The 26,848-nt window shown below is 72.2% G+C and carries 25 protein-coding genes; 12 read left to right on the forward strand and 13 right to left on the reverse strand.

All coding sequences use genetic code 11. The features are described 5' to 3' along the window. Positions 1-60: 60 nt before the first annotated feature. Positions 61-1,062: a phosphotransferase gene (locus EDF21_RS12140; RefSeq protein ID WP_123571545.1), complete on the forward strand. Its 1,002-nt coding sequence runs from the start codon at positions 61-63 to the stop codon at positions 1,060-1,062. On the opposite strand, the gene EDF21_RS12145 is transcribed toward EDF21_RS12140, so the two are convergent. Further along, a complete protein-coding gene (locus EDF21_RS12145) occupies positions 1,053-4,406 on the reverse strand; it encodes an ATP-dependent DNA helicase (RefSeq protein ID WP_123571546.1) in 3,354 nt (1,117 codons plus the stop codon). The two genes, EDF21_RS12140 and EDF21_RS12145, sit on opposite strands and share 10 nt — an antisense overlap. Then, positions 4,403-7,594 (reverse strand): UrvD/REP family ATP-dependent DNA helicase, encoded by a 3,192-nt coding sequence (locus EDF21_RS12150; RefSeq protein ID WP_123571547.1) that lies wholly within the window; start codon positions 7,592-7,594, stop codon positions 4,403-4,405. Before EDF21_RS12150 ends, EDF21_RS12145 begins: the two co-directional genes overlap by 4 nt. A gap of 131 nt (positions 7,595-7,725) precedes the next feature. Here EDF21_RS12150 and EDF21_RS12155 point away from each other — a divergent pair, with 131 nt between their 5' ends. Together EDF21_RS12155 and EDF21_RS12160 are read left to right on the forward strand one after the other, a co-directional pair. After that, positions 7,726-7,950: a DUF3107 domain-containing protein gene (locus EDF21_RS12155; protein ID WP_043595511.1), complete on the forward strand. Its 225-nt coding sequence runs from the start codon at positions 7,726-7,728 to the stop codon at positions 7,948-7,950. Between the two features lie 2 nt (positions 7,951-7,952). Then, positions 7,953-8,249, forward strand: a complete 297-nt coding sequence (locus EDF21_RS12160; RefSeq protein ID WP_056048642.1) for a hypothetical protein — start codon at positions 7,953-7,955, stop codon at positions 8,247-8,249. Between the two features lie 106 nt (positions 8,250-8,355). Here the strand turns inward: EDF21_RS12160 and EDF21_RS12165 are convergent, their stop codons facing one another. Next, on the reverse strand, positions 8,356-9,075 hold the full coding sequence (locus EDF21_RS12165; RefSeq protein WP_082460613.1) for a ferritin-like fold-containing protein: 720 nt from the start codon (positions 9,073-9,075) through the stop codon (positions 8,356-8,358). 84 nt (positions 9,076-9,159) lie between these two features. On the opposite strand from EDF21_RS12165, the gene EDF21_RS12170 reads away from it, so the two are divergent. Next, on the forward strand, positions 9,160-10,611 hold the full coding sequence (locus EDF21_RS12170) for a DEAD/DEAH box helicase (protein ID WP_123571548.1): 1,452 nt from the start codon (positions 9,160-9,162) through the stop codon (positions 10,609-10,611). Between the two features lie 155 nt (positions 10,612-10,766). Here EDF21_RS12170 and EDF21_RS12180 read toward each other — a convergent pair whose 3' ends face one another. Next, positions 10,767-11,621 (reverse strand): PHP domain-containing protein, encoded by an 855-nt coding sequence (locus EDF21_RS12180; protein WP_056048649.1) that lies wholly within the window; start codon positions 11,619-11,621, stop codon positions 10,767-10,769. A gap of 83 nt (positions 11,622-11,704) precedes the next feature. On the opposite strand from EDF21_RS12180, the gene EDF21_RS12185 reads away from it, so the two are divergent. Together EDF21_RS12185 and EDF21_RS12190 are read left to right on the forward strand one after the other, a co-directional pair. Further along, on the forward strand, positions 11,705-12,736 hold the full coding sequence (locus tag EDF21_RS12185) for an endonuclease/exonuclease/phosphatase family protein (protein WP_123571550.1): 1,032 nt from the start codon (positions 11,705-11,707) through the stop codon (positions 12,734-12,736). A gap of 46 nt (positions 12,737-12,782) precedes the next feature. After that, positions 12,783-14,303 carry an aminopeptidase P family protein gene (locus EDF21_RS12190; RefSeq protein ID WP_123571725.1) on the forward strand — a complete coding sequence of 507 codons (1,521 nt, stop codon included), beginning with the start codon at positions 12,783-12,785 and terminating at the stop codon, positions 14,301-14,303. Between the two features lie 77 nt (positions 14,304-14,380). Here the strand turns inward: EDF21_RS12190 and EDF21_RS12195 are convergent, their stop codons facing one another. From EDF21_RS12195 to EDF21_RS12210, 4 genes are all read right to left on the reverse strand, one after another. Continuing rightward, positions 14,381-15,160 (reverse strand): copper resistance CopC family protein, encoded by a 780-nt coding sequence (locus tag EDF21_RS12195; RefSeq protein WP_233568484.1) that lies wholly within the window; start codon positions 15,158-15,160, stop codon positions 14,381-14,383. Then, entirely contained in the window at positions 15,157-15,984 is an 828-nt protein-coding gene (locus tag EDF21_RS12200) for a YcnI family protein (protein WP_123571727.1), read from the reverse strand. The genes EDF21_RS12195 and EDF21_RS12200 overlap by 4 nt, the downstream gene beginning before the upstream one ends. Before the next feature lie 118 nt (positions 15,985-16,102). Continuing rightward, complete coding sequence (locus EDF21_RS12205; RefSeq protein ID WP_123571551.1) at positions 16,103-16,744, reverse strand: hypothetical protein; 642 nt, start codon at positions 16,742-16,744, stop codon at positions 16,103-16,105. Positions 16,745-16,761: 17 nt separating this feature from the next. Then, positions 16,762-17,262 carry a general stress protein gene (locus tag EDF21_RS12210; RefSeq protein ID WP_056048662.1) on the reverse strand — a complete coding sequence of 167 codons (501 nt, stop codon included), beginning with the start codon at positions 17,260-17,262 and terminating at the stop codon, positions 16,762-16,764. 71 nt (positions 17,263-17,333) lie between these two features. On the opposite strand from EDF21_RS12210, the gene EDF21_RS12215 reads away from it, so the two are divergent. The 3 genes from EDF21_RS12215 to EDF21_RS12225 are packed head-to-tail and all read left to right on the forward strand — an operon-like array spanning position 17,334 to position 20,383. Next, the gene (locus EDF21_RS12215) at positions 17,334-18,656 is read left to right on the forward strand and encodes a magnesium transporter MgtE N-terminal domain-containing protein (protein ID WP_056048665.1); all 1,323 of its coding nucleotides are present in this window, start codon (positions 17,334-17,336) and stop codon (positions 18,654-18,656) included. Continuing rightward, complete coding sequence (locus EDF21_RS12220) at positions 18,643-19,224, forward strand: DUF1003 domain-containing protein (protein ID WP_056048668.1); 582 nt, start codon at positions 18,643-18,645, stop codon at positions 19,222-19,224. Before EDF21_RS12215 ends, EDF21_RS12220 begins: the two co-directional genes overlap by 14 nt. Beyond that, a complete protein-coding gene (locus EDF21_RS12225; RefSeq protein ID WP_233568485.1) occupies positions 19,217-20,383 on the forward strand; it encodes an Mrp/NBP35 family ATP-binding protein in 1,167 nt (388 codons plus the stop codon). The genes EDF21_RS12220 and EDF21_RS12225 overlap by 8 nt, the downstream gene beginning before the upstream one ends. A gap of 175 nt (positions 20,384-20,558) precedes the next feature. On the opposite strand, the gene EDF21_RS17165 is transcribed toward EDF21_RS12225, so the two are convergent. Beyond that, positions 20,559-20,681, reverse strand: a complete 123-nt coding sequence (locus EDF21_RS17165; protein WP_255350805.1) for a hypothetical protein — start codon at positions 20,679-20,681, stop codon at positions 20,559-20,561. Between the two features lie 188 nt (positions 20,682-20,869). Here EDF21_RS17165 and EDF21_RS12230 point away from each other — a divergent pair, with 188 nt between their 5' ends. Next, on the forward strand, positions 20,870-21,784 hold the full coding sequence (locus EDF21_RS12230) for a LysR family transcriptional regulator (protein ID WP_056048675.1): 915 nt from the start codon (positions 20,870-20,872) through the stop codon (positions 21,782-21,784). Positions 21,785-21,901: 117 nt separating this feature from the next. Here EDF21_RS12230 and EDF21_RS12235 read toward each other — a convergent pair whose 3' ends face one another. Then, a complete protein-coding gene (locus EDF21_RS12235; protein ID WP_123571552.1) occupies positions 21,902-22,309 on the reverse strand; it encodes a Sec-independent protein translocase TatB in 408 nt (135 codons plus the stop codon). 69 nt (positions 22,310-22,378) lie between these two features. Here EDF21_RS12235 and EDF21_RS12240 point away from each other — a divergent pair, with 69 nt between their 5' ends. Further along, a complete protein-coding gene (locus EDF21_RS12240; RefSeq protein ID WP_123571728.1) occupies positions 22,379-23,005 on the forward strand; it encodes an O-methyltransferase in 627 nt (208 codons plus the stop codon). Between the two features lie 158 nt (positions 23,006-23,163). On the opposite strand, the gene EDF21_RS12245 is transcribed toward EDF21_RS12240, so the two are convergent. The 3 genes from EDF21_RS12245 to dapE form a co-directional block, all read right to left on the reverse strand. Then, complete coding sequence (locus tag EDF21_RS12245) at positions 23,164-23,334, reverse strand: DUF3117 domain-containing protein (RefSeq protein ID WP_071256769.1); 171 nt, start codon at positions 23,332-23,334, stop codon at positions 23,164-23,166. Between the two features lie 83 nt (positions 23,335-23,417). Continuing rightward, a complete protein-coding gene (locus EDF21_RS12250; RefSeq protein WP_233568486.1) occupies positions 23,418-24,689 on the reverse strand; it encodes a hypothetical protein in 1,272 nt (423 codons plus the stop codon). Continuing rightward, a complete protein-coding gene (gene dapE / locus EDF21_RS12255; protein ID WP_123571553.1) occupies positions 24,674-25,747 on the reverse strand; it encodes a succinyl-diaminopimelate desuccinylase in 1,074 nt (357 codons plus the stop codon). The genes EDF21_RS12250 and dapE overlap by 16 nt, the downstream gene beginning before the upstream one ends. A 76-nt stretch (positions 25,748-25,823) precedes the next feature. Between dapE and dapD the strand changes: the two genes are divergently transcribed. Then, complete coding sequence (dapD, locus tag EDF21_RS12260; RefSeq protein WP_123571554.1) at positions 25,824-26,798, forward strand: 2,3,4,5-tetrahydropyridine-2,6-dicarboxylate N-succinyltransferase; 975 nt, start codon at positions 25,824-25,826, stop codon at positions 26,796-26,798. The last annotated feature ends 50 nt before the right edge of the window (positions 26,799-26,848 follow it).

Genomic DNA, 26,848 nt, shown 5'->3' on the forward strand with positions numbered 1-26,848 from the left:
TCGCGAGTTGACAGCGTGGCGCACGGCAGGGCATCGCGTGCGGCGGCCTACCCTGAGGGCATGGCCAGATCTCATCTCACTCTAGCCGCGCTGGCCACGGCCGCCGTCGCGGACCTGGACGTCACGCGTGCGTCACGCCACGGCAGCGAGACGGGTGGCGACTTCGACTCCGCACTCGTCGACGGCCGTGGCGGAGAGCACTGCATCGTCCGCGTCCCTCGCTCGCAACGGGCCGAGGCCGAGCAGTCGGCCGACCTCGTCGCCCTCCGTGCCCTGAGCGCAGGCGTCCGAGGGCGGCTCTCGTTCGACGTGCCGGCCTACCGGGGTCAGGCCCCGATCGGCCGCACACGCGGCATCGTCTACGACGTCGTCCCCGGCGAGCACCTGTCGATCTCGCAACTGACCGCCACCAGCGACCTCCCGACGGCACTCGGCCGTGCCGTGGCGGCGATCCACTCGCTTCCGACGAGCTTCGTGACCGACGCCGGCCTGATCAGTCACACCCCGTTCGAGGCCATGCGCTCGTCGGCGGCCTTGGTCGATCGTGCGGCCTCGACCCGCCTCCTGCCGGCCGCGCTGCTCGAGCGCTGGGAAGCCGCGATCCAGGACTCGGTGCTGTGGCAGTTCCAGCCCACGGTCGTCAACGGCTCCCTCGACGCCGGTTCGGTGCTCGTCCTCGGCGACACGGTCAGCGGCGTGCTCGGCTGGCACGACCTCCAGGTCGGTGACCCCGCCCGTGACCTCGCCTGGTTGCTGGGTGCCCCGAGCCCGACGGCGGTCGACACGGCGTTCGACGCCTACAACACCGCACGCGGCACGAGCGACCACCAGCTGCGGCACCGGGCGACCCTCTACCGCGAACTCGACCTGGCGAAGTGGCTGCTGCACGGCACCGGCACCAAGAACACGTCGGTGGTCGACGACGCCGTCGAGATGATGACGAAGCTGGTCGACTCCTTGCCCGGTGACCGACGGGCCGGCATCGGCTCGGGCTCGACAGCGGCCTTGGACGTCGACGGGGTCGAGGACCTGCTCGAGGCCACCGAGCGCCGTCACGTCTGAGTCGACGCCTCGACCCGCTGCCAGAGTTCGACGAGCTCGTCGCGGTCGGCCACGTGCCGGGGCCGAAGCACCACGTCGTCGGCGACGAAGTAGAAGACCGCGTCGATCGTGTCCGCCGGGACACCCCTGAACCGGGCGTAGGCCTCGCGGTAGAGCGCCAGCTGGAGCTGCTTGAGCTCGAGGTCGGCGTCGTCGGTGGGTGCCTTGCCCGTCTTCCAGTCGACGACCTCGAACCGGCCGTCGCGTTCGAAGACGGCATCGATCTTGCAGATGACGGTACGACTGCCGAGGGGGAGGTGGATCTCGAGCTCGACGTCCGTCGGTTCGAGAGATGCCCAGGCCGAGCGCTCGAAGGTCGTCACCAACTGCTCGAACCGCCTCGCGTCGTCGGGATCGATCGGCCCCGACCCGGGTGAGCCGACCCGCTCGTCGTCGAGGTCGCTCTCGTCACCCCAGGCGTCGAGGGTCTCGGCACGACCCGTCGGCCGGAAGCGTTCTTCGACCCATTCGTGGAACAGCGTGCCGAGGCGGGTCGCCCGATAGGGCCGTTCGGGCAGGGGACGACGAAGCGCGGCGGCGACCGCGGCGGGGTCGTCGACGTAGTCCTTGAACCTCGAGGCCGGGATGCGCTGGGGAAGGGGGACCACCCCGGCGCCCGCTCGCGCGGCGTCGCGCTCGAGCAGCAGCAGGTCGATGTCGGACGACCATCTCGACGCGGTGCCTGGCTGCTGCGTGTCGGCGGGCTCGTCTCGCGAGAGCCGGTCGACGGCCGTGGTGACCCGTGCAGCGGCGTCCTCGACCACCGCGCGGCGTTGCCCCAAGGGGTCGAGTGGCCAGCTGAGCTCTCGGGACGCGGCGGCCAGGGGGTTCTCGTCGTCGTCGGGTCGTCCGGGGAGGTCACCGGTCGGTACGAGCCCACGCTCGGCCAATTCGACGACGAACCGGCTGGCAGGGCGGGGGCGGACGGCACTCGTCCAGAAGGAGCCGCTCACGAGCAGGGCGTCACGGGCCCGGGTGAGTGCGACGTAGGCCAGACGCCGCTCCTCGGCCTGGTGCCGGACGATCAACTCGTCCTTGAACGCCTTCAGCGCTTGGTCGAACTCCTTCTGGTCGGCCACGCCCCGCCAGCCGAGCACGGGCAGCTCGGCGGCATCGCCGCGGAACTCGTACGGCAGTTCGCCGAAACCGAGCCACCCCACGCCTTCGCGGGAGGTGCCGGGCAACTCCCCCTCGACGAGTCGTGGCACCGCGACGACGTCCCACTCGAGCCCCTTGGAGCCGTGGATGGTCAGGAGCTGGACGGTGCCCCGCTCGGCCTGCTCGGACCGCGGACCCATGTCGTCCCGCCGCTCGGCTGCTGCCAGCCACGACAGGAAGCCCCCGAGGCCGGCGTTCTCGTCGGTCGCGACGTACCCCGCCAGTTCGTCTTCGAAGGCTTGCAGCCACGCGCCCCCCGACGGCGCGCCGGTGGCCGCCGCCACCTCGACGTCGAGCAACATCTCGTGCTCGACCAGCGTGACCAGGTCGACGAGATCGAGACCGGTGCGGGCGCGGAGGAAGGCGAGCTGCGAGCCCAGCCGCCTCAGGCGGACGAGGCCCTCGTCACTGAACTCGGAGAGCTGCCGATGCGTGACGGGCGCCGTGGCCACGAAGTCGAGGGCGTCGACGATCGACCCGTGCTCACCCGCGGCGACCGACGCCCGGAACCCGGCGGCTACCTCGTCGTCGAGGCGCTGTTGGGCGTGGTCGTGCGAGAAGAGCCACGAGGCGACGTCGCGCAGCCGGGCGATGTCTCGAACGCCGATCCGCCATCGGGCACCGGCCATCAGACGGATCGCCTCGGAACCGGCCGACGGGTCGTGCAGCACCCGGAGGCAGGACACGAGGTCGACGACCTCGGGCCGCTGCAGGAGACCGCCGACGCCGAGCACGTGGTACCTGACGCCTCGAGCGGCGAGGGCCTCGACGAAGACGGGCATGGTCTTCTTCGAGCGGAAGAGCAACGCCGCCGTTCGGCGGGCGGGCTCGCCGTCGACGATGGTGGGCACGGCCAGCTCGCTCTGCAGCCAGGCCGCGACTTGGTCGGCCTCGCCCGGCAGCGTCTGGTCGAAGAGCAGTTCGACGCGCCCCTCGGGCGCACCCGGCCGGGCTCGCAGCTCGCCCACGACCGCCCCGGAGGACCGCGCGAGTTCGGCCACGACGGTGTTCGCGGCGTCGAGCACTCGTGACGCGTTGCGCCAGCTGGTCGAGAGGCTGAACACCGCATCGGGCCGGGCTCCGAAGTCCACCGGGAACCGTCCGAGGTTCGCGGCGCTGGCACCCCGGAACCCGTAGATGGACTGGTGGGGGTCCCCGACCGCCATCACCCCGGTGCCCTCGAAGAGGCGGGACAACAAGGTGGTCTGCACGACGCTGGTGTCCTGGTACTCGTCGAGCAACACGACGCGGTAGCGGTCGCGCAACTCGGCCACGACGTTCGGCGCCGTGTCGCACACCTCGAGGGCCAGGGCCACCTGGTCGGAGTACTCGACGAGGCCTCGACGGGCCTTCTCGTCGGCGAAGGCCACGGCGAGGTCGAGCAGCGGCGGGAGCGCCGACACCGCGCCGACGGCGTCGACGACCGACTTGTAGGCGCTGCCCTTGGTCGACGGAAGACTCGCGAGGTCGAGGAACCGGTCGGCCAGGTGTGCCACGGGCTCGGGCCCGGTGACGTTCTCGCTGAGGGCGTGGCTCAGGCGGAGGACGGCCTCGGTGATGCCGTCGACGCTTCGACCGAGCCCGGCGAGGCGCTCGTCGTGGCTGCCCACGACGAGTGAGCGTGCCAGCTGCCAGGCGGACGCATCGCCGAGCACCTGCGACTCGCTCTCTCGACCGACCCGCAGGGCGTTGTCGCGGAAGATCGCGTTGGCGAACGCGTTGTAGGTCGAGACGGTGGGCACGTCGAAGGGATCGGCCTCGTCGCCGAGCAGTCCGACGGCGGCGAGCTGGCCGATGCGCCGCTCGATCCGCTCACCGAGTTCGCCGGCGGCCTTGCGGGTGAAGGTCAGGCCGAGCACCTGCGAGACGCCGACGAGACGGTTGGCCAGCAGCCACACCACGCGGTTGGCCATGGTCTCGGTCTTGCCGCTGCCGGCGCCCGCGACGACCAGGGCGGGTTCGAGAGGGGCCTCGATGACGGCTTGCTGCTCGGGGGTCGGCGTGGGAAGCCCGAGCGCCTCGGAGATCTCGGCTGCTCCGAGCCGGGACGAGGAGGCGCGCGTCGCGCCGTCGACGCGGCGTCCGTCGACCCCGTCACGCGTGCCCGCGGCGCCACCCCCGTCGGCGGCGCGGCCTCCGGCCGTCACGAGCCGCTCACCTCGCCCACCACGTGGATGCGGCACGATCCGCCGTGCCGCCCTTCGCAGTGGTCGTCGAGACGGGCCACGAACACCCGCCCCGCCATGTGCTCGGCCGCGTCGACGACCCGGGCACGGAAGGCCGCGAGTCGGTCGTCGTCGAACGCCCCCTGGGCGGGCTCTCGGTAGAGCTTGCCCCGGACGCCCGACGACACGATCACGAGCTTCGCCCCGCCGGGAGGTGTGCCCTCGGGCACGGCCTCGACGGCACCGTCGGCGAGGGCGACCTGGTAGCTGCCCAGCTGGGGGTGTTCGGCGACGGCCTGGGGCGACGTCGGGGCCGACCGGCCCGTCTTGAGGTCGACGATCACGGCCGCGCCCTCGCGCGTGCGCTCCACCCTGTCGATGGACCCGCGCAGACGCGCCGGCCCGATGTCGAGGCTGAAGGTGGACTCGGCGCCGAGCAGGCTCCCGCCGGACGCCTCGAAGTCCCGCAGGTAGGAGGAGAGGCTCTCGGTCATGTCGCGCGCCCGGCGTTTCTCGGCCTCTGCGATCCAGGCCGACTCGAACTCGAGCTCGGGCCAGCGCCCCTCGACGGACTGCCAGAGCGAGTCGACGTCGGTGCCCTCGGCGTGCTCCATCACGTCGTGCAGCACCGTGCCGAGACCCATCGCCGCGTTGGGAGGGGACCCGCCGAACCGGTCGACGAACCAGTGCAGGGGGCACTCCTCGAACGACCCGAGTTGCGACGGCGAGACCGGCACGTGGGCCTCGGGAGCCTCTAGGTCGATGAGCGGCTCGACGGTGCTCGGGTCGAGCAACCCGTACCAGTCGTCCGGCGACGCCCCCGCCACGCCTTCGCCGGCGAGTCGGGCCAACGCGTCGACCGCGTCGTCGGCCCGTGGTCCGTGAGGCGACGAGACGAGCACGTGACGGAGGTGCCCCACGAGTCCTCGAAGCGACAGGGGGTGCCCGGTGGGTGCCTCGGGGCAGCCGTCGGGCAGCAGCCGGAAGAACGGCGAGGGCCCCTCGTCGTCGTTCGAGGTGCAGGAGAGCACGACCTGTCGGGTGGCCCGCGACACGGTGAGGGCGAACATGCGTAGTTCGTCGGACAGAACTGTGGCCCGCGCGTCGGAGGGGGCTGCCGGCTCGTCGTCGTGGTCGTCGACCTGACCACCGCGGAGCAGGCCGCGCTCGGCGAGGTCGACCAGCTCGTCGGGGGCGAGCAGGCCGCCCCGGACCCGGAGGTTCGGCCACACGCCGTCCTGCAGCCGAGCGGCGACGACCACGTCGACCTCGATGCCCACGGCGTTCGACGGCGAGCACACCAGCACGGTCTCGGCCGTCGCCTGCGGCGAGAGGGTGTCCTCGGGCACCTCGGCCCCGAGCAGCGAGTCGAGGAAGGCACCGGCGGGTGCCTCGGGGGTGCGTTCGACGAAGCGCTTGGCTGCCGTGAACAGGGCGACGACACCGTCGAGGTGACGGTCGGCCTCGGCGGCGACGATGCCGCGACCGTCGCTCTGGGCCGACCACTCGGCCGCGAGTCCGCTGCGCTCCCAGAGGCCCCAGAGCACCTCTTCGATGCTCGCGCCGGTCGCGGCTGCACGGCGGGCCGCGTCGAGACTGGTCGAGAAACGCCCGGCTCGGGCCGCGAACCTCGAGTCGATCGTGACGAAGCGACCGGCCCCCTCGAGCGCCTCGACGAGCAGGTCGTCGGCCGAGCGGACGCCGCCCGTGCCGAGCTCGTCGGCTCGCAGGGCGAGCCTCAGGCGTCGGAGCGACAACGCGTCGAAGCCGGCGAGCGGCCCCAGCAGCAGCTCGGTCGCGAGCTCGACGGTGAGCTCGTCGCGACCGACGGCGACGGCGGCGGCGAGCAGCAGGTGGCGGGCCGCGTGTTCGTCGCGCACCGCGCGTCCGGCGACGGAGGTGCGGGTCGGGACCTCGGCGAGCTGCAGCCCCCGGGCGACTCCGGCCACCTGTCCACCGCTGCGGACGACCACCATCATGCGCGACCACGGCACCCTGCGGACCAGGTGGTGCTCGCGCAGCAGGCGGGCCACCGACGCCACTTCGTGGCTCGGACTGTCGGCCCGGACGGTCACGATCGGGACCGCCACGGAGTCCGCCGCTCCCCCGGCCTCGGAGGGCTCGAGCGCCGGAGCCGCCACCGCGGCGTGCTGGCGCCCGGCACCGGCCGTCCCGATGCGCGACGTGACCCGCTGCACGAGATCACGCAACGGAGGCTGGTGCCGATGGGCCGTCGAGAGGTACAGGGTCTCGACGTCGGACAGGCCGAGCCGAGGGCCGAGACGACCGAGCACGTCGGGCGTGCCCCCGCGGAACGCGCTGGTGGACAGGTCGGGGTCGCCGAACGCGACCACGGCGACACCCCGCCGCGTCAGGGCGCGGAGCAGCGCCAGGGTCGACTCGGTCGCTTCTTGCGCGTCGTCGACGAGGACGACCCTCAGCCCCTCGACGACCGGGGAGGTCTCGCCGCGGTCGAGGGCGGCGACGGCGTAGTCGACCAGGTCCGCCGAGTCGAGGTGCCGCCCCCGTGCGGCGTCGAGGACGCTCAGGTACTCGTCGCGGAAGTCGGCCACCGCCGCCCATTCGGGCCGGTCGGCCCTCTCGGCGGCTCGTCGGAGCCCCTCGGACCCGATGCGGTGCTCGGTCGACCGCATGAGGACTTCGCGCAGTTCGGTGCGGAAGCCGCGGAGTCGACGAACGGTCGGGCCGAGCCCCTCGGGCCAGGACGGGCCCGTGCCGTCGACCTCGTGCCCCTCGAGGAGGGAACGGACGATGCTGTCCTGGTCGCCGCCCGTCAGCAGGGTCGGCGTGGGCAGGCCGACGAGCCGCGCCGCATGGCCGACCACGTCGAATGCCAGGGACGAGACGGTGCGGGCCAGGGGCCCCGGGGTCGGCACGGTGAGCCTCGACGCGATGACGTCACGGAGCGTCGTCGCCGTCGAGCGCGTCGGTGCGAGCACCATGACGGCGGCCGGACCCCAACCGCGCCTTTCGACGCGGTCGACCACGAACTCGACGAGCGTGCGGGTCTTGCCCGAGCCCGGGGCACCCAGGACCGCGGCCGACCGCCCGTCGGCCAGGTCGAGCACGGCCCGCTGCGAGTCGTCGAGCACCGGCGGCACCGAGGCTCGGGCCGGACTCGAGAGGGGCGGTGAGACGGTCGAGGCCATGTCCCGACGCTACCGGCTGGCACCGACATCGAGGTCGGTCGCGTGGACCGTCGACGGCCCGACGGGCCACCCCGTGTGCGCCGACAGAGAACGTGCAGAGCCGGGACGGCGAGGTCGGATATCGTGACCTCGTGGACATTCGCATCGGCATCACCAACAGCCCCCGTGAGATCAGCTTCGAGACGGCCCAGACCGCCGACGAGGTCGAGAAGGTCGTCGGCGACGCGCTCGACGGCGGCAAGTCGTACGTCACCCTCGCCGACTCCAAGGGCAAGACCTACCTGGTCCCCACCGCATCGCTCGCCTACGTCGAGGTCGGCAGCGAAGAGAGCCGCAAGGTCGGGTTCGTCAGCTAGTCGTGGAACTCCTCTTCGTCGTCCTGGGTGGCGCCATCCTCGGGTTCGTCCTCCACTACGCGCTGCCCGACGGCGACACCCGCGGCGTCCTGCTCGCGCCCGCGTCCGGCGCCGTCGTGGCGGCGATCGTGTGGGAGGTCCTGACCTGGGCCGGATGGCCCGCCGACGGCGGATGGATCTGGGTCGCAGCACTCGTCCTCCCCGCCGTCGTCGCGTTCGTGGTCTGCCGTGTCGCGGCGGCCCGCCGCCGGGCTCACGACAGCGAGCACTTCGCCCGCCTGGTGCGCTCCGCCTCCTGACGCCGCGCCTCCGCCATGCCCTCGATGCACGGCCGGTCGCCCAGGGCGGCCACGCCAGGTCGCCGAGAACAGTCCCGCCAGCCGGAGGACTACCAGCGGTCAGCGCTCAGGCGGTGAGTCCGAGGGCGTCCATGCGGCGCGTGTGGGCGGCGATGAGTTCCGTGAAGACGGGTTCGAGACGCTCGTCGTCGGCGGACACGTGCGACGCGGACACCGCGGCGCGAGCGACCAACAGGGTGTCTCCCACCAACCTGCGCCCCCAGAGGGCCAGCCGTGACGCGAGCCGCGGGTCGGCCTCGATGGCCGCGGAGAGTTCTCGCACCACGAGCGGTGCGTCGTCGTGGGCCTCGAGCACCGCCACGATCCGCTTGTGGTGGTCCGCCGGCAGTCCGGCCGCCAACCGCACGAAGACGTCGTTGAGCAGGCCGGCCGCGACGTAGTCCGCGACGATCGCCTCGTACCAGTCCGTGCCTCCGGTCCGGGCCCGGAACTCGTCGATGGCGGCGATGTGGGGCTCCATCGACTCGGTGGCGTCGTGGCCGGACCGTTCGATCTCGGCCACCAGGCCGCGGTGTCGGGCCAAGGTCGTCTCGGCGATGCGGCCGGTGGTCTCTTTCGCACGGACGTCGGGGGCGAAGGCCGACGAGCGGCCCAGCGTCTCGAAGAGCGCGAGTTCGAGGTAGGCCGCGTGCCCCAGGAAGACCAACAGGTCGGGGGTGAACTGGTCGAGCTCAACCCGGGCCGCGGGGGTCGGCTTCGCCGCGGGCCGCGGCCACTGCAGGGACGGGACGCCGCGTTTCGCACCTCGACCGGGCCAGGACACCACGCCCACATCTTACGGGGTCCGAGGGGCCGCCCGTCGCGACGGGCTAAACTCGACGCATCCCCCTATATGAGACAGGGCAACACTTTGACATTCACTGACCTCGCGATCGACCCCGACATGGTCGACGCTCTGGCGTCGAAGGGGATCCTCGAACCTTTCCCCATCCAGACGCAGACCATCCCCCTCGCCCTCGCCGGGCAGGACATCATCGGCCAGGCCAAGACGGGCACCGGCAAGACCTTCGGCTTCGGCCTCCCGATCATCCAGCGCATCGGCCTCGACCCGGCCCCCGGCGTCAAGGTGCTCGTCGTCGTCCCGACCCGCGAACTCTGCGTCCAGGTGGCCGACGACCTCGAGCTCGCCACCTCGAACCGGGCGACCAAGATCGTCAGCATCTACGGCGGCAAGGCCTACGAGGGCCAGGTCGAGCAACTCAAGGCCGGCGCGCAGATCGTCGTGGGCACCCCCGGGCGCCTCCTCGACCTGGCCGGCCAGCGCCTCCTGAACCTCAAAGAGGTGCAAGAGGTCGTGCTGGACGAGGCCGACAAGATGCTCGACCTGGGCTTCCTCAGCGACATCGAGAAGATCTTCCAGCAGGTGCCGGCCACCCGTCACACCATGCTGTTCTCGGCGACCATGCCCGGCCCGATCGTGGCCTTGGCACGCCGGTTCATGTCGAAGCCGATCCACATCCGCGCGACCGACCCCGACGAGGGCCTCACGCAGGCGAACATCAAGCACGTCGTCTACCGGGCCCACTCGCTCGACAAGGACGAGGTGATCGCGCGCATCCTCCAGGCCGAGGGGCGTGGCAAGACCGTCGTCTTCACCCGGACCAAGCGCGCGGCCGCCAAGCTCGTCGAAGAGCTGAACGACCGCGGCTTCAACGCGGCGGCCGTCCACGGTGACCTCAACCAGGAGCAGCGCGAGCGCGCGATGGCCGCGTTCAAGGCGGGCAAGAAGGACATCCTGATCGCGACCGACGTCGCGGCCCGAGGCATCGACGTGAACGACGTCACGCACGTGATCAACCACACCGTGCCCGACGACCACGACACCTACCTGCACCGCGCCGGCCGTACCGGCCGCGCCGGCAAGACCGGCATCGCCGTGACGTTCGTCGACTGGGACGACCTGCACAAGTGGGCCCTGATCAACCGGGCCCTCGACATGGGCCAACCCGAGCCGGTCGAGACCTACTCGTCGAGCCCGCACCTCTTCGCCGACCTCGACATCCCCGCCGGGACGAAGGGACGCCTGCGCGCGAGCTCCTTGTCGGCGGTCAAGGCGGGTTCGGTCGGCTCGCGCGAGCGCACCGGCGGCCCCCAGGGCGATCGTGACAGGGGTCGCGGTCGCGGTCGTGGCGACGCTCCCGTGCGGGCCTCCGGTGAGCCCTCGACCACGGGCCGCGGCGCCGCACAGGCGCCCGACGCGGCGGCTCCGGCCGGCGAGGGCACGGGTGAGGCCCCGCGCAAGCGCAGCCGCAACCGTCGCCGTCGTCCCGCCGGCGACTCGTCGTCACAGCCGCAGGGCTGACGACCGATCCAGCACGAGACCCCCTCGACCGTCCGCGGCGAGGGGGTCTCGTGCGTCCGGCACGTCGCCGTCCGGCAGGTCACCGTCCGGAACGCCGCCGTCCGGCACGTCATCGCCCGGCAGGGAGCCGTCCGGACGAGGAGGCGCGGGCCGGTTCAGCCCCGGACGGGCACCCACCCGGTCGCCGCGTCGACGATCCGGTCGAGTTGTCCGGGAGCCGTGGTGTTCTCACCCAACCGGTTGGGCTTGCCGTCGCCGTGGTAGTCGCTCGACCCGGTCACGATGAGGTCGTACCGTCGGGCGAGCTCGAGCAACCGCACCTTACCGGCCGAGGTGTTCTCGCGGTGGTCGATCTCGACGCCGAGCAGGCCGGCGTCGACGAGGGCCTCGAAACCCTCGCTGGAGACGTTCGGCTCGCGACCCCGCGTCGCCGGGTGGGCGATGACGGGGACGCCCCCGGCCTCCCGGATCAGGCGGACGCCGATCAGGGGGCTGGGTGCCTCGTGCGGCTCGTAGTACCCGGACCGCCAGTGCAGGATGCCCGCGAAGGCGGCGCTGCGGTCGGGCGCGTAGCCCTTGGCGACGAGGGCGTCGGCGATGTGCGGCCGTCCCAGGGTCGCCCCCGAGCTGGCCTGGGCGAGGACGTCGCCCCAGGTGAGGTCGTAGTCGGCGGCGATGCGTTCGACGATGCGCTCGGCCCGGTGCAGACGGCTGTCGCGCAGGCGGGCCGTCTCGGCGACGAGGCCCGGGTGGGCGGGGTCGAAGAGGTAGCCGAGCATGTGGACGCTGTTCAGTCCGAGCCGGGTGCTGAGCTCCATGCCGGGGAGGAGAGTGAGACCGGTACCGGCGACGGCGGCCGTGGCCTCGGACCACCCGGCCGTGCTGTCGTGGTCGGTCAGGGCGACGGTGTCGAGCCCCGCGCGCACGGCCGACGCGACCAGCGCGGCGGGCGCCTCGGTGCCGTCCGACACGCTCGAGTGAGTGTGCAGGTCGACCAGGCGCGTGGGCATCCCCCCATCGTAGGCGGCGCGCATCCGAGCCGTCCGTGCGGCGCCCGACGTGCGGTCGGGGGTTCCCCTAGGCTCCAGGGGCCATGATCCGTCGTCTCGTCGCCCTCGTCTTCGTCCTCGCCGTCGCCGCCGTGCTCCTGGCCGCCCTCTGGCCCCAGACCGTCGGGCTGCAGCGCGTCTTCCCGGTCGGTCAGGTGGTGTCGTTCCGCCTCGTCGCCGGGGCCGTCGCGATCGTCCTGATGGTGCTGCTGCTCGTGCTGGGCCTGGTCGCGAGGCCGATCCGGTCGCTCACGGCGAGCGCGGCCGTGCTGCTGCTCGTGTTCGGCGTCCTCTCGGCGGGCGTCGTGACGGCTCGCGGCCTGGGCCGCACCGACTTCGTCGAGAAGACGCCCACCGACGTCACCGTCCTGTCGTGGAACACCCTCGGCGCGGCGACCGGGGCCGACGCCGTCGTCGCCCTCGCGACCGAGGTCGGTGCCGACGTGATCGCCCTGCCCGAGACCCGCCAGGAGGTCGGCGTCGCCGTCGCCGAGGCCATGGCCGCCGCCGGCAAGCCCATGTGGGTGCACACGGTGGCCTACGACCAGATCGCGAGCGGCCGCTCGACGACCCTCCTGATCAGTGCCGCGCTGGGCGACTACCAGGTCGCGATCGGTGACGACGGCACCACCGACGCACGGACGACGCCCGTCCTCCCGACGGTCGTCGCGACACCCGTGTCGGGCGAGGGCCCCACGATCGTCGCCGCCCATCCCGTGTCGCCGACGCCCGAGCACATGGGGCAGTGGCGTGCCGGCCTGGGGTACCTCGCCGACGTCTGCCGGTCGGGGGACGTGATCATGGCGGGTGACTTCAACGCCACCCTCGACCACATGGCCGGGCTCGGCAGCGACGGTGGAGCGCTCGGCGCCTGCCGCGATGCCGCCGAGGCGACCGCGAACGCCGGCGTCGGGACCTGGCCGACCGACGTCCCTCCCCTCCTCGGTGCGCCGATCGACCACGTCATGGCCACCGAGCAGTGGCTGCCGACCGGCTTCCGGGTCGTGACCGAGCTCGACGACGCCGGCAGCGACCACCGGGCGGTCGTCGCCCAGCTCAGTCGCACGGGAGCCTGAGCCCACCGACTGGGCGTCCGGCCCGATTGGCGGGACAATGGTGGGCATGGCAGATCAGAAGGCGCCGCGCGCGACCACCAACCGCTCCACCACCCCCGGGTCGGACACGTTCAAGGACTACATCTCGTCGCAGTGGGCCGACCGCCCCGACGTCCTCCCCGAGCCGCGTGAGCAGGCGCCGTTCGCCGCCGACCGTCGCGCGCGGCTGTCCGCGCTGCACCCGGGCACCCGCCTGGTCGTGCCGGCCGGCTCCGCCAAGGTCCGGTCCAACGACTGCGACTACCCCTTCCGTGCGCACTCGGCGTTCTCGCACCTGACGGGCTGGGGTTCCGACACCGTGCCCGGTTCGGTGCTCGTGCTCGAGCCCACGGCCGAGGGCCACGACGCCACCCTGTACCTGAGGGCGAGCGCCGGGCGTGACTCGGACGAGTTCTACGCCAACCCCGAGATCGGCGAGTTCTGGATCGGCCCGCGCCCGTCGTTGACGCAGGTCGCCGCCGACCTGGGTCTCGCCACGCGTGACCTGGCCGACTTCGAGGCCGTGGTCGGCACCATCGACGCCGGCACCCTCGTCGTCCGCGAAGCCGACCCCGACCTGACCCGCCGTCTCGACGCCGTCGTCGAGGCCGCCGCCGAGCAGTCCCCCGTCTCGGCGGGGACGACGGCCGTCGTGATCTCCGACGACGACCGCCCCCGCGAGCGGGCGACCTCCGCCGACCTGGCCCGTGACCTGAGCGAGCTGCGTCTCGTCAAGGACGCGTACGAGGTCGCGCAGATGCGCCAGGCCGTGACGGTGACGGGCAAGGGGTTCACCGACGTGATCGCCGACTTCGACGACATCGTCGCGCACCCGCGCGGCGAGCGGCTCGTCGAGGGTACCTTCAACCGTCGGGCCCGCGCCGACGGCAACACGGTCGGCTACGACACGATCGCCGCGTCGGGCGACCACGCCTGCGTCCTGCACTGGACCCGCAACGACGGCGTCGTCCGCGACGGCGACCTCATCCTCATCGATGCGGGCATCGAACTCGACAGCCTCTACACGGCCGACATCACCCGCACACTGCCCGTCTCGGGCCGGTTCACCGACGTGCAACGTCTCGTGTACGAAGCCGTGCTCGAGGCGGCCGACGCGGCGTTCGCGATCGTGCGTCCGGGCATCGCGTTCCGCGAGATCCACGCGACGGCCATGAAGGTCATCGCCGAACGGACGGCCGAATGGGGCTTCCTGCCGGTGTCCGCCGAGGAGTCGCTGAAGCCCGACCACCAGTACCACCGTCGCTACATGGTGCACGGCACGAGCCACCACCTCGGCATCGACGTGCACGACTGCGCCGCCGCCCGCCGCGACCTCTACCTCGACGGCGTGCTCGAGCCCGGCATGGTGTTCACGATCGAACCCGGCCTGTACTTCCAGCCCGACGACCTCACCGTGCCCGAGGAGTTCCGCGGCATCGGCGTGCGCATCGAGGACGACATCCTCGTGACCGCCGACGGGGCCGAGAACCTCTCGGTGGGCATCCCCCGCACGGTCGCCGACGTCGAGGCGTGGATCTCCCGCGACTGAGGTCCGACACCGAAGGGCCCCGGGTGCATCGCACCCGGGGCCTTTCGCCCGTTCACACCCCGATCAGCGAGGCAGGGTCATCGACCGTCGGACGACGAGTCGCCGTCCGGGGCCGACGTGTCGTCGGTCTCGGACGGTGTCCCGTCACGTCGCCGGCCGGTGACGATGGCCACGACCACACCGGCGGCGGCCAGCACGACGATCGCGACCGCGATGCCGATGACGAGTCCGGCGTTCACCGAGCCCGACTCGGGCGCAGCCGACGGCGTCGCCACGGTGTCGTCACCCGGGGTCGCCATGGTCGTCATCTCGGGTTCGGACGAGGCCGAGGGCGAGGCCGCCTCGGTCTCGTCACCGGTGGGGGCGCCGGCACCGCCAGCCGCGCCTCCTGCGCTGCCGCAGCTCGGACGGGTCGGCGAGCCTGCCCCCTCCGCGGTGCCCGCGGCGGGGGCGTAGGTGAACGGGACTGCGTCCGAGACCGTGTGGCCGTCGGCCGAGACGGCCTGGTAGGTCATCGTGTAGGCGCCGGGCGACCCGAGCGCGACACCGGTCGTCAGCGTCGGTCCCGAGGTCGTCGAGCAGCCGTCCTCGTAGTGCAGACCGGCGGCGTCCGTCACCTCGAGCACGTTCGAGCTACCGGTGCCCGAGAGGTCGAGGATCACGTCGTTGAACGTGATCGACACGGTCGCCGGGGACGAGTCGACGGTCGAGCCCGCGGCCGGCGTGCTGCTCACGACGTAGTCGTGCGCCGCGGCCGATCCCGCCGGTACGAGGGCGAGGGCACCGACCGCGGTACCCAGCCCGGCCGTCACGAGGACGCCGAGGAGGCGCGGTGTCCGCGAGCGCGCGGCCGTCACGCGTCCACCCCGCCGTTCGTCGAGGTGCGGGACGCGGTCGCCCGGGGCCGACGGGTCAGCGCGACGACCGAGACGACGAGCGCCAGCGCACCCAGGGCGAGACCGCCGATGCCCAGGCCGATCGAGAGCGGTCCGACCGCGCCGTCGCCGGAGCCCGACGCCGAGTCGCCGGAGGTGCCGACACCCGCGGTCGTCGCGTCGTCGTCCGTCGCGTGGCCGGCGTGCTCGTCGGCCGGCGGCGCGTCGTTGACGTAGAGGGTCGGTGCGGGGTGCTCGGGCTCTTCTCCCGAGGCGGGAAGCGCGTCGGCCCAGTCGACCACCGTGCCGTCCGAGTAGCGCTGGTGGGCCGGCAGCGCGATCGACCCGGTGTCGGGCACCGCACCGGCCGAGATGACGAACTGCTGGAACTGTCCGGGTGCGATCTGCGTGTCGCCCTCGGCCGTCCAGGTCACCTGCGTCGGCGCCTCGGTGATCGTCGTGCCGTCGAGCTCGACCGGCTCGGGCAACGTGCTGGTGGTGACCTCGGTGGTCCACCCCGGGAGGGGCTCGTACGACACCGAGGTGAACGGGGTGTCGGTGGGCAGGTCGACGACGAGCCCGACGGTGCCCGCGGTCGCCGACTCGTTCGGCACCTTGAAGGTCAACGTCTCGTACGACCCGGCCTCGGCCTGACCGGGCTCGACGTGGACGTGGGCCGAGGCCGCGAGGGGCGCGGCCAACGCGAGCAGGGCGGCGGCGCCGAGGGCCGCTGCCGAACGGGCGACGACGGCGGACGACCGGGGACGGCGGGACGCGACGGAAATGGGGTTGGTGCTGCGGTTCATGGATCTGGTCCTCTCGATCGCGAGTGCGATCGGTCTGCGGTGCATGACGATGGGGCCCGACGGCGCGACGGGCGCGTCCGACGGGGTCACCGGCGACGGAGGTCGGCGGTGTGCGGGGTCAGGCAGGGCAGGGCGGACCGCGACGGGGTCGGGCCGTGAGGTGTCGTCGGCCGGGCGGGCGCGGACGGACGCCGACCGGAGTCGGCGGGCGCCGGACGACGGGCGCCTCGGGCCGGTGCCCGGCGGTCAGGAGGCGCGCGACGGCCAGACCGCGGACGGCCAGTCGGACGAGGGCCCACGCGGCGCCCTCGCCACGCCGCAGGGCGACGATCGTGACCACGGCCGCGAGCGCGTGGGCCAGCCACATGGCGGGGCCACCCATGACCATGGCCTGGCCGACGCCGCCACCGGACGCGGCGCCGTCGGCGATCGTCGAGATCACGAGTGCGGAGTGGTGCCCGCCCGTCGCCGAGGCGCCCCCGCCGTCCGAGGCTCCGAGGGAGAACAGCAGGTGGAACGCGACCTGGCTGAGCGCAACCGCGACCGCGAGCCTCACGGTCGAGAGGTGCACGCCCGCCAGGGCGATCGAGACGGGCACGGCCACGGCCAGGGCGAGGACGACGCCGAGCAGTCCGGGCTCCATGCCACCGCCGGCCACGTGGGAGAAGGCCGCGACCAGGGTCGACGCACCGGCGGTCAGCCAACCACGCGCGAAGCGCTCGGCCCGGGTGGCCGTCGTGGAGGGGTCGCGGGGTGCCATGTCGACACCAGGGTACGTCAGCGGCGCGGGGTCTCGGGACGCGCGAGGATCTCGTGCGCCCGCCCGGAGACCTCGGGGTCGACCACGATCTGGTAGTTCGACGCGAGCACCTGGTGCGTCGAGGTGAAGTCACGGCGGCGACGGGTGATCGCGAAGCTGACGATGCCGTAGAGCATGCCGAAGCCGGCTCCGAGCAGGGCCGCCGCCCCGACGGTGGCCGCGGTGGCGGTCTCGGTCGCGAAGACGAGCATGACGAGCCCGAAGAAGACGCCGAGCCAGAGTCCGGTCACGGCCCCGGCCAGCGCGGCACGCCCGTAGCTCAGGCGACCGGTGACGCGTTCGACGGTCTTGAGGTCGTTGCCGATGATCGCCAGCCGCTTGATCGGGAACTCGGCCTGTGACAGCCGGTCGACCACGCGCTGCGCCTCGGGATACGTGTCGTAGGTGCCGAGGACGTCGCCCCGCGGCAGGGTGGGCACCATCGGCGGGCGGCGGCCCACGGGGCCCGGGTTCGTCATCCCAGCATTAAACACGGTGCCCCTGCCGGGCACCCGTCGGCGGCGACCCCGCGAGCGACTAAATTGGACGCGTGAGTGCAACCAGAGTCTTCGTCGCCCGGCTGGCCGGTTGCTCCGTCTTCGACCCTGCGGGCGACAAGGTCGGCAAGGTGCGCGACGTGCTGGTGGTCTACCGCCGCACCGGGGCGCCGCGCGTGGTGGGCCTCGTGGTCGAGGTCCCCGGCAAGCGCCGGGTCTTCGTGGGGATCGGACGCGTCACGAGCATCGGCTCGGGCCAGATCATCACGAACGGCGTCATCACGCTCCGCCGCTTCGAGCAGCGTGGCGGCGAGACCCGGGTCATCGCCGACCTGCTCGGTCGTCGCGTGTCGTTCCGGCACGGTGGCGGCCACGCCACCATCGAGGACGTGGCGATCGACGAGGTGAGCGAGGGCGACTGGGAGGTCGGCCAGCTCTTCCTGCGCAAGCCCAAGACGTCGCCGTCGCCGTTCGTCAAGGCGCCGACGGCGTTCGCGGCGTGGGACGACGTCGTCGAGGAGGCCGGACCGGGCGAGGCGCAGAGCGCCGAGCACCTGATCGCCGCGTACTCCGACCTCGTGCCAGCGGACCTCGCGAACACCCTGCTCGACCTCACGCCCGAGCGGCGGCTCGAGGTCGCCGGCGAACTGTCCGACGACCGCCTCGCGGACGTGCTCGAAGAGCTGCCCGAGGCCGAGCAGGTCGAGATCTTCACGGGCCTCGACGACCACCGTGCGGCGAGCGTCCTCGACCAGATGCAGCCCGACGACGCGGCCGACCTCATCGCCCAGCTGCCCGACGAACGCACCGAGCAGCTGCTCACGCTGATGGAGCCCGACGAGGCCGACGACGTGCGCATGCTGCTCAGCTACGACTCCGACACCGCCGGCGGACTGATGACGACCGAGCCCGTCATCGTCTCGGCCGACGCCACGGTCGCCGAGGGCCTCGCCCTGATCCGTCGTCACGAACTGGCCCCGGCGCTCGGCGCGGCGGTCTGCGTCGTCCTGCCACCCTACGAACCGCCCACCGGCCGGTTCCTCGGCATGGTGCACTTCCAGCGGATGCTCCGTTACCCGCCGAACGAGCGCCTGGGGACGATCCTCGACCAGACCACCGAACCGGTCCGCGTCGACGCCACGGCCCTCGAGGTCACGCGGGTCATGGCGACCTACAACCTCGTCTCGGTGCCCGTCGTCGACTCGGCGCACCGCCTCGTGGGCGTCGTCACCATCGACGACGTCCTCGACCACGTCCTGCCCGACGACTGGCGCAGTCAGGACCCCGACCAACCGCTGACCCCGAGCCGACCGCGTGGCCGCGCCCGTCGCCCCGCGATCGGCCAGAGCACGAGGAGCGACGATGGCCCGCGATAACCGCAACGACGTCCGCCTCGACGCCCCTAAGGGTCTGCGCCCCCGCGTGCTGCCCGGGCGCAAGCGGGTCAGCAGCGACCGCTTCGGTCGGGCGACCGAGTCCATCGCCCGGGGCATGGGCACGCCCTACTTCCTGATCGCCCTCACCCTGTTCTGCGTCGTCTGGATGATCTACAACACGGTCGCCCCGATCGACATCCGCTTCGACAGCGCCGCCATCGGCTTCACGGCCCTGACGCTGATCCTGTCGCTGCAGGCGTCGTACGCCGCTCCCCTCATCCTGCTCGCGCAGAACCGGCAGGACGACCGCGACCGCGTGCAGTTCGAACAGGACCGTCAGCGCGCCGAACGCAACCTGGCCGACACCGAGTACCTGGCCCGTGAGGTCGTCGCGCTCCGGATCGCGATCCGCGACATGGCCAGCAAGGACTTCATCCGGGCCGAGCTCCGCTCGCTGCTCGACGAGCTCGACCGGCGCGACGACGACGAGAGCCCCGCGGTCGAGCCGACCCGCACCTCCTCGTCGTCACGACGCGACGCCCGGCGCGACGGCCACCACCGTGGCTGAGCCGGTCGCCGCCACCCGCCCCGCGACGCCGGACGACGTCCGTCGCGCGCTCGCGCGGGTGCTCGACCCCGAGATCCGCAAGCCCGTCACCGAACTCGACATGATCGGTGACGTCGTCGTCGACGCAGGAGGCGCGGCCACGGTGGCCGTCAAGCTCACGATCGTGGGGTGCCCGGCAGCCGACACGATCGAACGCGACGTCCGCGAGGCCACGGCCTCGGTGACCGGCGTCACCGACGTCACCGTCGACGTGACCGTCATGACCAAGGACGAACGACACGCCCTCACCGAGAAGCTGCGGGCGGGCCGGGCGGCGCGCGGCATGCAGTTCGGCCCCGACACGCTGACCCGTGTGTACGCCGTCACGAGCGGCAAGGGCGGGGTGGGGAAGTCCACCGTGACCGCCAACCTCGCGGTCGCCCTCGCGGCCCGTGGTCTGGCCGTCGGCATCGTCGACGCCGACGTCTACGGCTTCAGCATCCCCGGACTCCTCGGCCTCGTCGGCCCGGACGGCGCCTCGGTGAAGCCCACCCGCGTCGACGACATGATCCTGCCGCCCGTGGCCCACGGCGTGAAGGTCATCTCGATCGGCATGTTCGTCGACGACGCCTCGACCGCCGTCGCCTGGCGCGGGCCGATGCTGCACCGGACGATCCAGCAGTTCCTGACCGACGTGTACTTCGGCGACCTCGACGTGTTGTTGCTCGACCTGCCGCCCGGGACGGGCGACGTCGCCATCTCGGTGGGGCAGTTGCTGCCGCACGCCGAGGTGCTGGTCGTCACGACGCCTCAACCGGCCGCCGCCGACGTCGCCGAGCGCAGCGGGCTCGTGGCACGCCAGACGGGTCAGCGGTTGCTCGGGGTCGTCGAGAACATGGCGGGTCTGCCCCAGGCCGATGGCAGCGTCCTCGAGCTCTTCGGCTCCGGTGGTGGCGTCGAGACCGCCCGCCGGTTGTCGTCCGGTCAGGAGGCCGAGGTGCCGTTGCTCGCCAGCGTGCCGCTCAGTCTGAGCCTGCGCCAGGGGGGCGACGACGGCGTACCGGTCGTGCTCGCCGCTCCCGACGATCCTGCGGCCACGGCCATCGACGAGCTCGCTGGCCGACTGGCGGTGCGGGCCCGGGGGTTGGCCGGCCGGAAGCTCGGACTCAGCGTCACCTGACCGGGGTCGAGCACCCCGGACGTGCAGAAAGGGCACCTCGCGTGGCGAGGTGCCCTTTCGTCACAGCGTCTCGCCCGAGGGGCGGCGACGTGCTCGTGCCGCACCCCAGCACGGAGGCGGCACACGCGGTGGCGGCACGCTCAGGAGGGAGACGCGCCGACCACCGCGAAGCGGACTAGGACCAGCGGTTGTAGGTCTTGGTCGGGATGGCGCGGAAACCGTCTCGGGCGACCGAGACGAGCGAGCCGGCGATTCCGACGACTGCGGCGATGGCGAGGACGATGATTCCGGTGAGCATGGGGGACTCTTTTCTGGCGCGGTTCGACGCGCGATTCTGCGTGGTGGGATGGATTCGCCACCGAGCCCGGGACCAGGTCGACCGGAGCTCGGGAGCGCTACGACGCGCTCCGGGGACTCCTCAATGATGCGCCCCGAGAAGCGGTAGATCAATCTCACGTTTCTACCGAAACAGCGTAGATTTGCTACATGGATGTCAAGCGTCTCGAACTGCTCCGCGAACTCGCCGAACGAGGCAGCGTGGCCGCCGTCGCCCGGGCCACCCACCGCACCCCGAGTGCCGTCTCGCAGCAGCTCAAGGTGCTCGAGCGCGAGGCGGGCGTGGCGTTGACCGAGCGGGTGGGACGCGGCATCGTGCTCACCGGCTCCGGGCGCGTGCTGGCCCAGACGGCCACCGACGTCGCCGTGGCACTGGAGCGAGCCCAGGCGGTCTGGGACGACTTCGTCGCCACCCCCCAGGGCGAGGTCACGCTGGCCACCTTCCCCACGGGCGGGCAGATGTTGCTGCCGGGGCTGCTGCGCACGGTGGCCGAGACCCCCGGCCTGGTGGTCGTCGCGAGCGACCACGACCCGTCGATCCGCGAGTTCCCCGAGCTGGCCGCCGACCACGACGTCGTCGTCGCGCACTCGTCCGACGACAAGCCGTGGCCCGGTCGCGGACTCGTCACCGTCCCCCTGCTGACCGAGCCCCTCGACATCGCTCTGCCCGCCGACCACCGTCTCGCCGGTCGCGCCTCGCTCGCACCCGGCGACCTCGAGGGCGAGAACTGGATCGGCGTCCCGCACGACTTCCCGTTCGAGTGGGTCTACCGCGAGATCGAGCGGGTGACCGGCAGCCCCGTCCGCGTCGCCCAGCGCTTCAGCGACACCAAGGTGACCGAGTCGCTCGTCGGGGCCGGCCTCGGCATCGCCGTGCTGCCGCGCTTCACCGCCAAGGACGCCCGGGACGACATGGTGCTCGTGCCGCTCGAGAGCATCCGGGCCGTGCGCTGGGTGTCCGCCGTGATGCGGCGCGACCGGGCCGAGCGCCCCTCGGTGCGACGGGTCGTCGACGCGCTCAGGGCCGAGGCCTCACGCGTGGCGGCACTGCACGGAGGCGTCTGACCACCACGCCGCCCACGGGCCACGTGGAGACCGAGTGAGGGGCTGGAGGCGAAGAGCCACGTGACGGCAGACCACGAGGCGGGCGACGAGGTCAGGAGGTGCGGTGCCGCAGGCGGGTCAGGTCGCCTCGGAATCGTACGGCGGCACCTCGCCCGTCGCGAGCGGCACCACCTGTGCGGAGGAACGACCCCCCGGCAACCCTGCGGACACAGCCGCGGCGGCGGCACCGGCCGTCGCCATGCTCGGCGCCGAGGGCTTGGGGGCGGCATCCGTGCCGTCGAGCAACGCGTCGCGGATGATGCGCCGCGGGTCGTACTGACGGGGGTCGAGCTTCTGCCACTCGACGTCGTCGAACTCGGGGCCCATCTCGTCGCGCATGCGCGTCTTCGCACCGTTGGCCATGTCACGCACCGTCCGCACGAGCTGGGCGAGCTTCGCCGCGTAGCCGGGCAGTCGTTCGGGACCGAGCAGGAAGACCGCGAGCACACCGATGATGAGCAGCTTGTCGAACGTCAGACCGAACATGGACACGCAAGCAGACTAACCGGTGACGACTCGGGGAACCCCCTAGAGTTGGCCTTTCGAGGAGTGGGTGTGTCGCAGATAGAGTCAAGTTGGAAGTTCGCGGAAGAACTCGTCACCGAGAGCGACGCGATCGCCGAGGCTCGACAGCATTCGCTGGAGGTCGGGGTCGAGGCCGTCTCGCCGGCGGTCGGCGCCCAGCTCGCGGTCGTCGCCGCCGCCTCGAACGCGTCGTCGATCATCGAGGTCGGGACGGGCCTGGGCGTCAGCGGGCTCTGGTTGCTCTCGGGCGCCCCCGCGGCCGTCCTGACGACCATCGACCGCGAGATCGAGCACCAGCAGGCCGCCCGGGACGCCTACCTGCAGGCGGGGATCCCTGCCAGCCGCTTCCGCATGATCGACGGCCGCGCCGCCGACGTGTTGCCCCGGATGAACGAGAACTCGTACGACATCGTCTTCGTCGACGCCGACCCCGGCTCGGTCATCGAGTACGTCGAGCACGGCCTGCGCCTCGCCCGCCCGGGCGGACTCGTCCTCGTCGCGCACGCACTCTGGCACGGACGGGTGGCCAATCCCGCCGTCCGCGACAGCACGACCACGGGCTTCCGCACCTTGCTGACCGAGGTGTCCACCTCACCGGCCGTGATCAGCTCGCTCTCGACGGCGGGCGACGGACTGCTCTCGCTGATCAAGCGGTGACGCACCCCCGCCGGGCTCCCTGCCCGTGCAGCAGGCAACCGGCGCGGTAGCCGGCACACGGAAGTGGCCACGCGCACGGAAGCGGGCACGCGCACGGACGCCCCGCGCGCCGCAGGTGCGGCGGGCGGGGCGTCCGGGGCTATTAAGGAGGCGGCCGACTAGGCGCTGACGACGCCGGCGAGGGCGTCGTGCAACTCTTTGGCTTCGTCGTCGTTGACCGACACCACGAGGCGTCCCCCACCCTCGAGCGGAACACGCACGATGATGAGACGGCCCTCCTTAACGGCTTCCATAGGCCCGTCGCCGGTCCTCGGCTTCATGGCTGCCATCAGATAGTCCCCTTTCGCAAGTTGCTGGTCCCATTATCCGTGATTTCGGGCCCCCGACCTAAACGACGCCGTTCCTCGGCCGATCACGGCGGCGTCCAGTCGTACCCGTTCACCCACCAGCAGTAGTAGAGCCACACCCACTGCCCAGCCACGAACACGGCGACGAGCAGCGCCCGGTAGACCTTCGAGCGCGGCACCGCGAGGACGCCCAGCAGGGGGAAGAGAGGCATCAGGAGCCGGAAGGTGCTGGACTGCGGGAAGAACACCGCGAGCAGGTAGAGCCCGTAGGCGACGCCCCACAGCCTCAGGTCGATGCTCGTCCGGCGCGCCCAGGGTGACAGCAACAGGGCCACGAAGGCGACGAGCGCGACCGCGAGGAGGGCGATGCCGGAACCACCCGGAAACCACCAGTTCGCCCCGTCGACCCACGGGGTGAACGGCACGAGCGGTCCGTAGCCGATGTAGGGCGCCCGCCAGGCGAGTTCGGTCTCCGTGTACGCACCCGGCACGCCCGTGACCGCGCCGGCGACAACGAGCCAGGCTACGCCGAACACGCCCGTGGCCGCCGCCGACACCGCCACCCGGACGCGCTCGCGCACCGGGAAGGGATCGTCGTGCCGGCGCCACCAGCGCAGCACCCCGTGTAGACCGATCGCCAGGGCGAGCGGAAGGGCTCCGGGCCGCGTGAAGGACATGATCAGCACGACCGGCAGCATCGCCAGGTACTGCCGCCGCACCAGCATGAGCAGGCTCGCGCAGAGCAGCAGCAGGAACATCGACTCGGCGTAGGCCACCTGCAGCAGCGGCGACAGGGGCGCCACGCAGAACAGGACGACCGCGAACAACGAGGTCGACTCGGGCAGCGCGTGCCGCATGAGGCGGTAGAACAACAGGGCCGTCCCCGCGGCACAGGCGACAGACACGACGACGGCCAGCGCCGCGAACGACAGGCCCGTCAGGCCCATCAGCCCACGGACGACGAACGGGTAGGCGGGCATGAACGCCCAGGCGTTCTCTCCGACGTGGCCGTCGCCGGTGATGGGGAGGTCGCGCGGGTACCCCACCACGGCGATGATGTTGTACCAGTGACCGTCCCAGATCGTGGCGAAGCTGCCGTAGTCCGGGCTCGCGAGGGTCCACGCGTTGGCCTGCTGGGCACCGGCGAAGGTGAGCAGCGCGATCGTGCTGACGGCGCGCGACAGGACGAACACCACGAGCACCCGGGCCCACCACGGCGTGAGCCGGTAGCGCAACAGGAGGCGCCGCGACGCCGAGGTCGGTCGTCGGGGATCGTGCCGCGTCGACGGGGACGAGGAGGCGCGACTCGCGTCGTCGACGGTCAGGCCGTCAGCCACGCCCGCAGTCCGCGCTCGTTGTCGAGGATCTGCTGCACGGGCACCCGCTCGTCGTCGTGGTGGGCCAGCATCGGGTCACCGGGACCGTAGTTGACCGCGGGGACACCGAGCGCGGAGAACCGCGCGACGTCCGTCCACCCGTACTTGGGCTTGGCCTCGCCGCCCACGGCACGCAGGAACTGCTGTGCCAGCGGGGCGTCCAGACCGGGCCGGGCCCCGGGGGCGAGGTCGACGATCGTGACGTCGAAGCCCTCGAAGAGCTCGCGGACGTGGACGACGGCCTCGTCGCCGCTGCGGCTCGGGGCGAACCGGTAGTTGACGTGCACCATGCACTCGTCGGGGATGACGTTGCCGGCCACGCCGCCCGTGATGCCCACGGCGTTGAGGCCCTCGCGGTAGACGAGCCCGTCGACCTCGACCTCTCGCGCCTCGTAGGCCGCCAGCACGTCGAGGATCGGCGCGGCCTTGTGGATGGCGTTGTCGCCGACCCACGAGCGGGCGCTGTGCGAGCGGGCGCCGAAGGTGCGGATCTCGGCGCGCAGGTTGCCGTTGCAGCCCCCCTCGACCCCGCTGTTGCTCGGTTCTCCCAGGACGGCGAAGTCGCCGGCCAACAGGTCGGGTCGGACGCGCGCGAGGCGGCCCAGGCCGTTCAGGGCGTCGGAGACCTCTTCGTGGTCGTACCAGACCCAGGTGACGTCGACGCCGGGCTCGGTCAACTCGACCGCGAGCCTCAGGTGGACGGCACAGCCGGCCTTCATGTCGACGGTGCCGCGACCCCAGAGGTAGTCGACCCCGTCCTCGGTCTCGTAGCGCGTGGGCACGTTGTCGTTGATCGGCACCGTGTCGATGTGACCGGCGATGACGACCCGCGAGGCCCGGCCGAGCCGGGTCCGGGCGACGATCGCGTCGCCGTCGCGGAACAACTCGAGGTGGTCGCAACCGTCGAGCGTGGCCCAGATCTCGTCGGCGACGAGGCGTTCGTCACCCGACTCCGACCGGATGTCGCAGAGCTGCCTGGTGACGTCGACGGGCGAGACGGAGAGGTCGATCGGTGCCATGCGGGCGAGTTTACGGGGCCAGGGCACGGGTCACCTCCGAAGCGGTCCGTCGGCGGCTGCCGATACGCTCGGGTCCATGACTTCCGACGCCACCGCCACCGCCCCGACCCACGCCTACGGGTACGGCCTCGCGACCGTCTCGCACGACGGCACCACGCTCGACACCTGGTTCCCCTCCCCCCGGCTCGGCACCCTCCCGGCCGACCGCGACCCCGAGATCGTCCCGGCCGAGCTGGCCGACGCGGCCGGACCCGACGAGCGCCGCGCGGTCGACCTCGTCCCGGTGACCGTCGAGATCGACCTGAGCGCGCCTCCTGCATCCACGCCCGACGCGTACCTGCGACTGCACCTGCTGAGCCACCTCCTCGTCGAGCCCAACACGGTCAACCTCGACGGCGTGTTCGCGCACCTGCCCATCGTCACCTGGACGAACGCGGGGCCGGTCCACCCCGACGACTTCGCACGGCTCCGTCCGATGCTGCAGCGTGCCGGCATCGTCGCGACCGGCATCGACAAGTTCCCCCGCATGCTCGACTACGTCTCGCCCGACCGCGTCCGCATCGCCGACGCGTCGCGGGTGAGGCTCGGTGCCCACCTGGCCCCCGGCACCACGGTCATGCACGAGGGGTTCGTGAACTTCAACGCGGGCACGCTCGGGTCGTCGATGGTCGAGGGCCGCATCTCCCAGGGCGTCGTCGTGGGTGACGGGTCCGACATCGGCGGCGGAGCCTCGATCATGGGCACGCTGTCGGGCGGCGGCACCCAGCGGGTGACGATCGGCGCCCGCGCCCTGCTCGGCGCCAACGCCGGCATCGGCATCGCGATCGGCGACGACACCGTCGTCGAGGCTGGGCTCTACGTGACGGCGGGCACCAAGGTCGTCGTCGTGGGCGGCACCCCGACCAACGACGGTTCGCCGCAGACGGTCAAGGCCGTCGAGCTCTCGGGCCAGCCGGGCTTGCTCTTCCGCCGCAACTCGCTGACCGGCGCCGTCGAGGTGCTGCCCCGCAAGGGCCACGGCATCACGCTGAACTCGCAGCTGCACGCGTAGGTCTTCGACAAGCACCACGACCGAAAGGGGTGGGCACGACTCCAGGTCTG

Origin of the sequence: Frigoribacterium sp. PhB118, assembly GCF_003751725.1 — a bacterium.
Lineage (GTDB): Bacteria > Actinomycetota > Actinomycetes > Actinomycetales > Microbacteriaceae > Frigoribacterium.

What these genes read in the sequence shown, in the direction of transcription:
- EDF21_RS12140 (WP_123571545.1), top strand. Translation starts at nt 61, where the DNA reads ATGGCCAGATCTCATCTCACTCTAGCCGCGCTGGCCACGGCCGCCGTC.
- EDF21_RS12150 (WP_123571547.1), bottom strand. Translation starts at nt 7,594, where the DNA reads ATGGCCTCGACCGTCTCACCGCCCCTCTCGAGTCCGGCCCGAGCCTCG.
- EDF21_RS12180 (WP_056048649.1), bottom strand. Translation starts at nt 11,621, where the DNA reads ATGCCCACGCGCCTGGTCGACCTGCACACTCACTCGAGCGTGTCGGAC.
- EDF21_RS12185 (WP_123571550.1), top strand. Translation starts at nt 11,705, where the DNA reads ATGATCCGTCGTCTCGTCGCCCTCGTCTTCGTCCTCGCCGTCGCCGCC.
- EDF21_RS12190 (WP_123571725.1), top strand. Translation starts at nt 12,783, where the DNA reads ATGGCAGATCAGAAGGCGCCGCGCGCGACCACCAACCGCTCCACCACC.
- EDF21_RS12200 (WP_123571727.1), bottom strand. Translation starts at nt 15,984, where the DNA reads ATGAACCGCAGCACCAACCCCATTTCCGTCGCGTCCCGCCGTCCCCGG.
- EDF21_RS12205 (WP_123571551.1), bottom strand. Translation starts at nt 16,744, where the DNA reads ATGGCACCCCGCGACCCCTCCACGACGGCCACCCGGGCCGAGCGCTTC.
- EDF21_RS12210 (WP_056048662.1), bottom strand. Translation starts at nt 17,262, where the DNA reads ATGACGAACCCGGGCCCCGTGGGCCGCCGCCCGCCGATGGTGCCCACC.
- EDF21_RS12220 (WP_056048668.1), top strand. Translation starts at nt 18,643, where the DNA reads ATGGCCCGCGATAACCGCAACGACGTCCGCCTCGACGCCCCTAAGGGT.
- EDF21_RS17165 (WP_255350805.1), bottom strand. Translation starts at nt 20,681, where the DNA reads ATGCTCACCGGAATCATCGTCCTCGCCATCGCCGCAGTCGTCGGAATC.
- EDF21_RS12230 (WP_056048675.1), top strand. Translation starts at nt 20,870, where the DNA reads ATGGATGTCAAGCGTCTCGAACTGCTCCGCGAACTCGCCGAACGAGGC.
- EDF21_RS12235 (WP_123571552.1), bottom strand. Translation starts at nt 22,309, where the DNA reads ATGTTCGGTCTGACGTTCGACAAGCTGCTCATCATCGGTGTGCTCGCG.
- EDF21_RS12245 (WP_071256769.1), bottom strand. Translation starts at nt 23,334, where the DNA reads ATGGCAGCCATGAAGCCGAGGACCGGCGACGGGCCTATGGAAGCCGTT.
- dapE (WP_123571553.1), bottom strand. Translation starts at nt 25,747, where the DNA reads ATGGCACCGATCGACCTCTCCGTCTCGCCCGTCGACGTCACCAGGCAG.
- dapD (WP_123571554.1), top strand. Translation starts at nt 25,824, where the DNA reads ATGACTTCCGACGCCACCGCCACCGCCCCGACCCACGCCTACGGGTAC.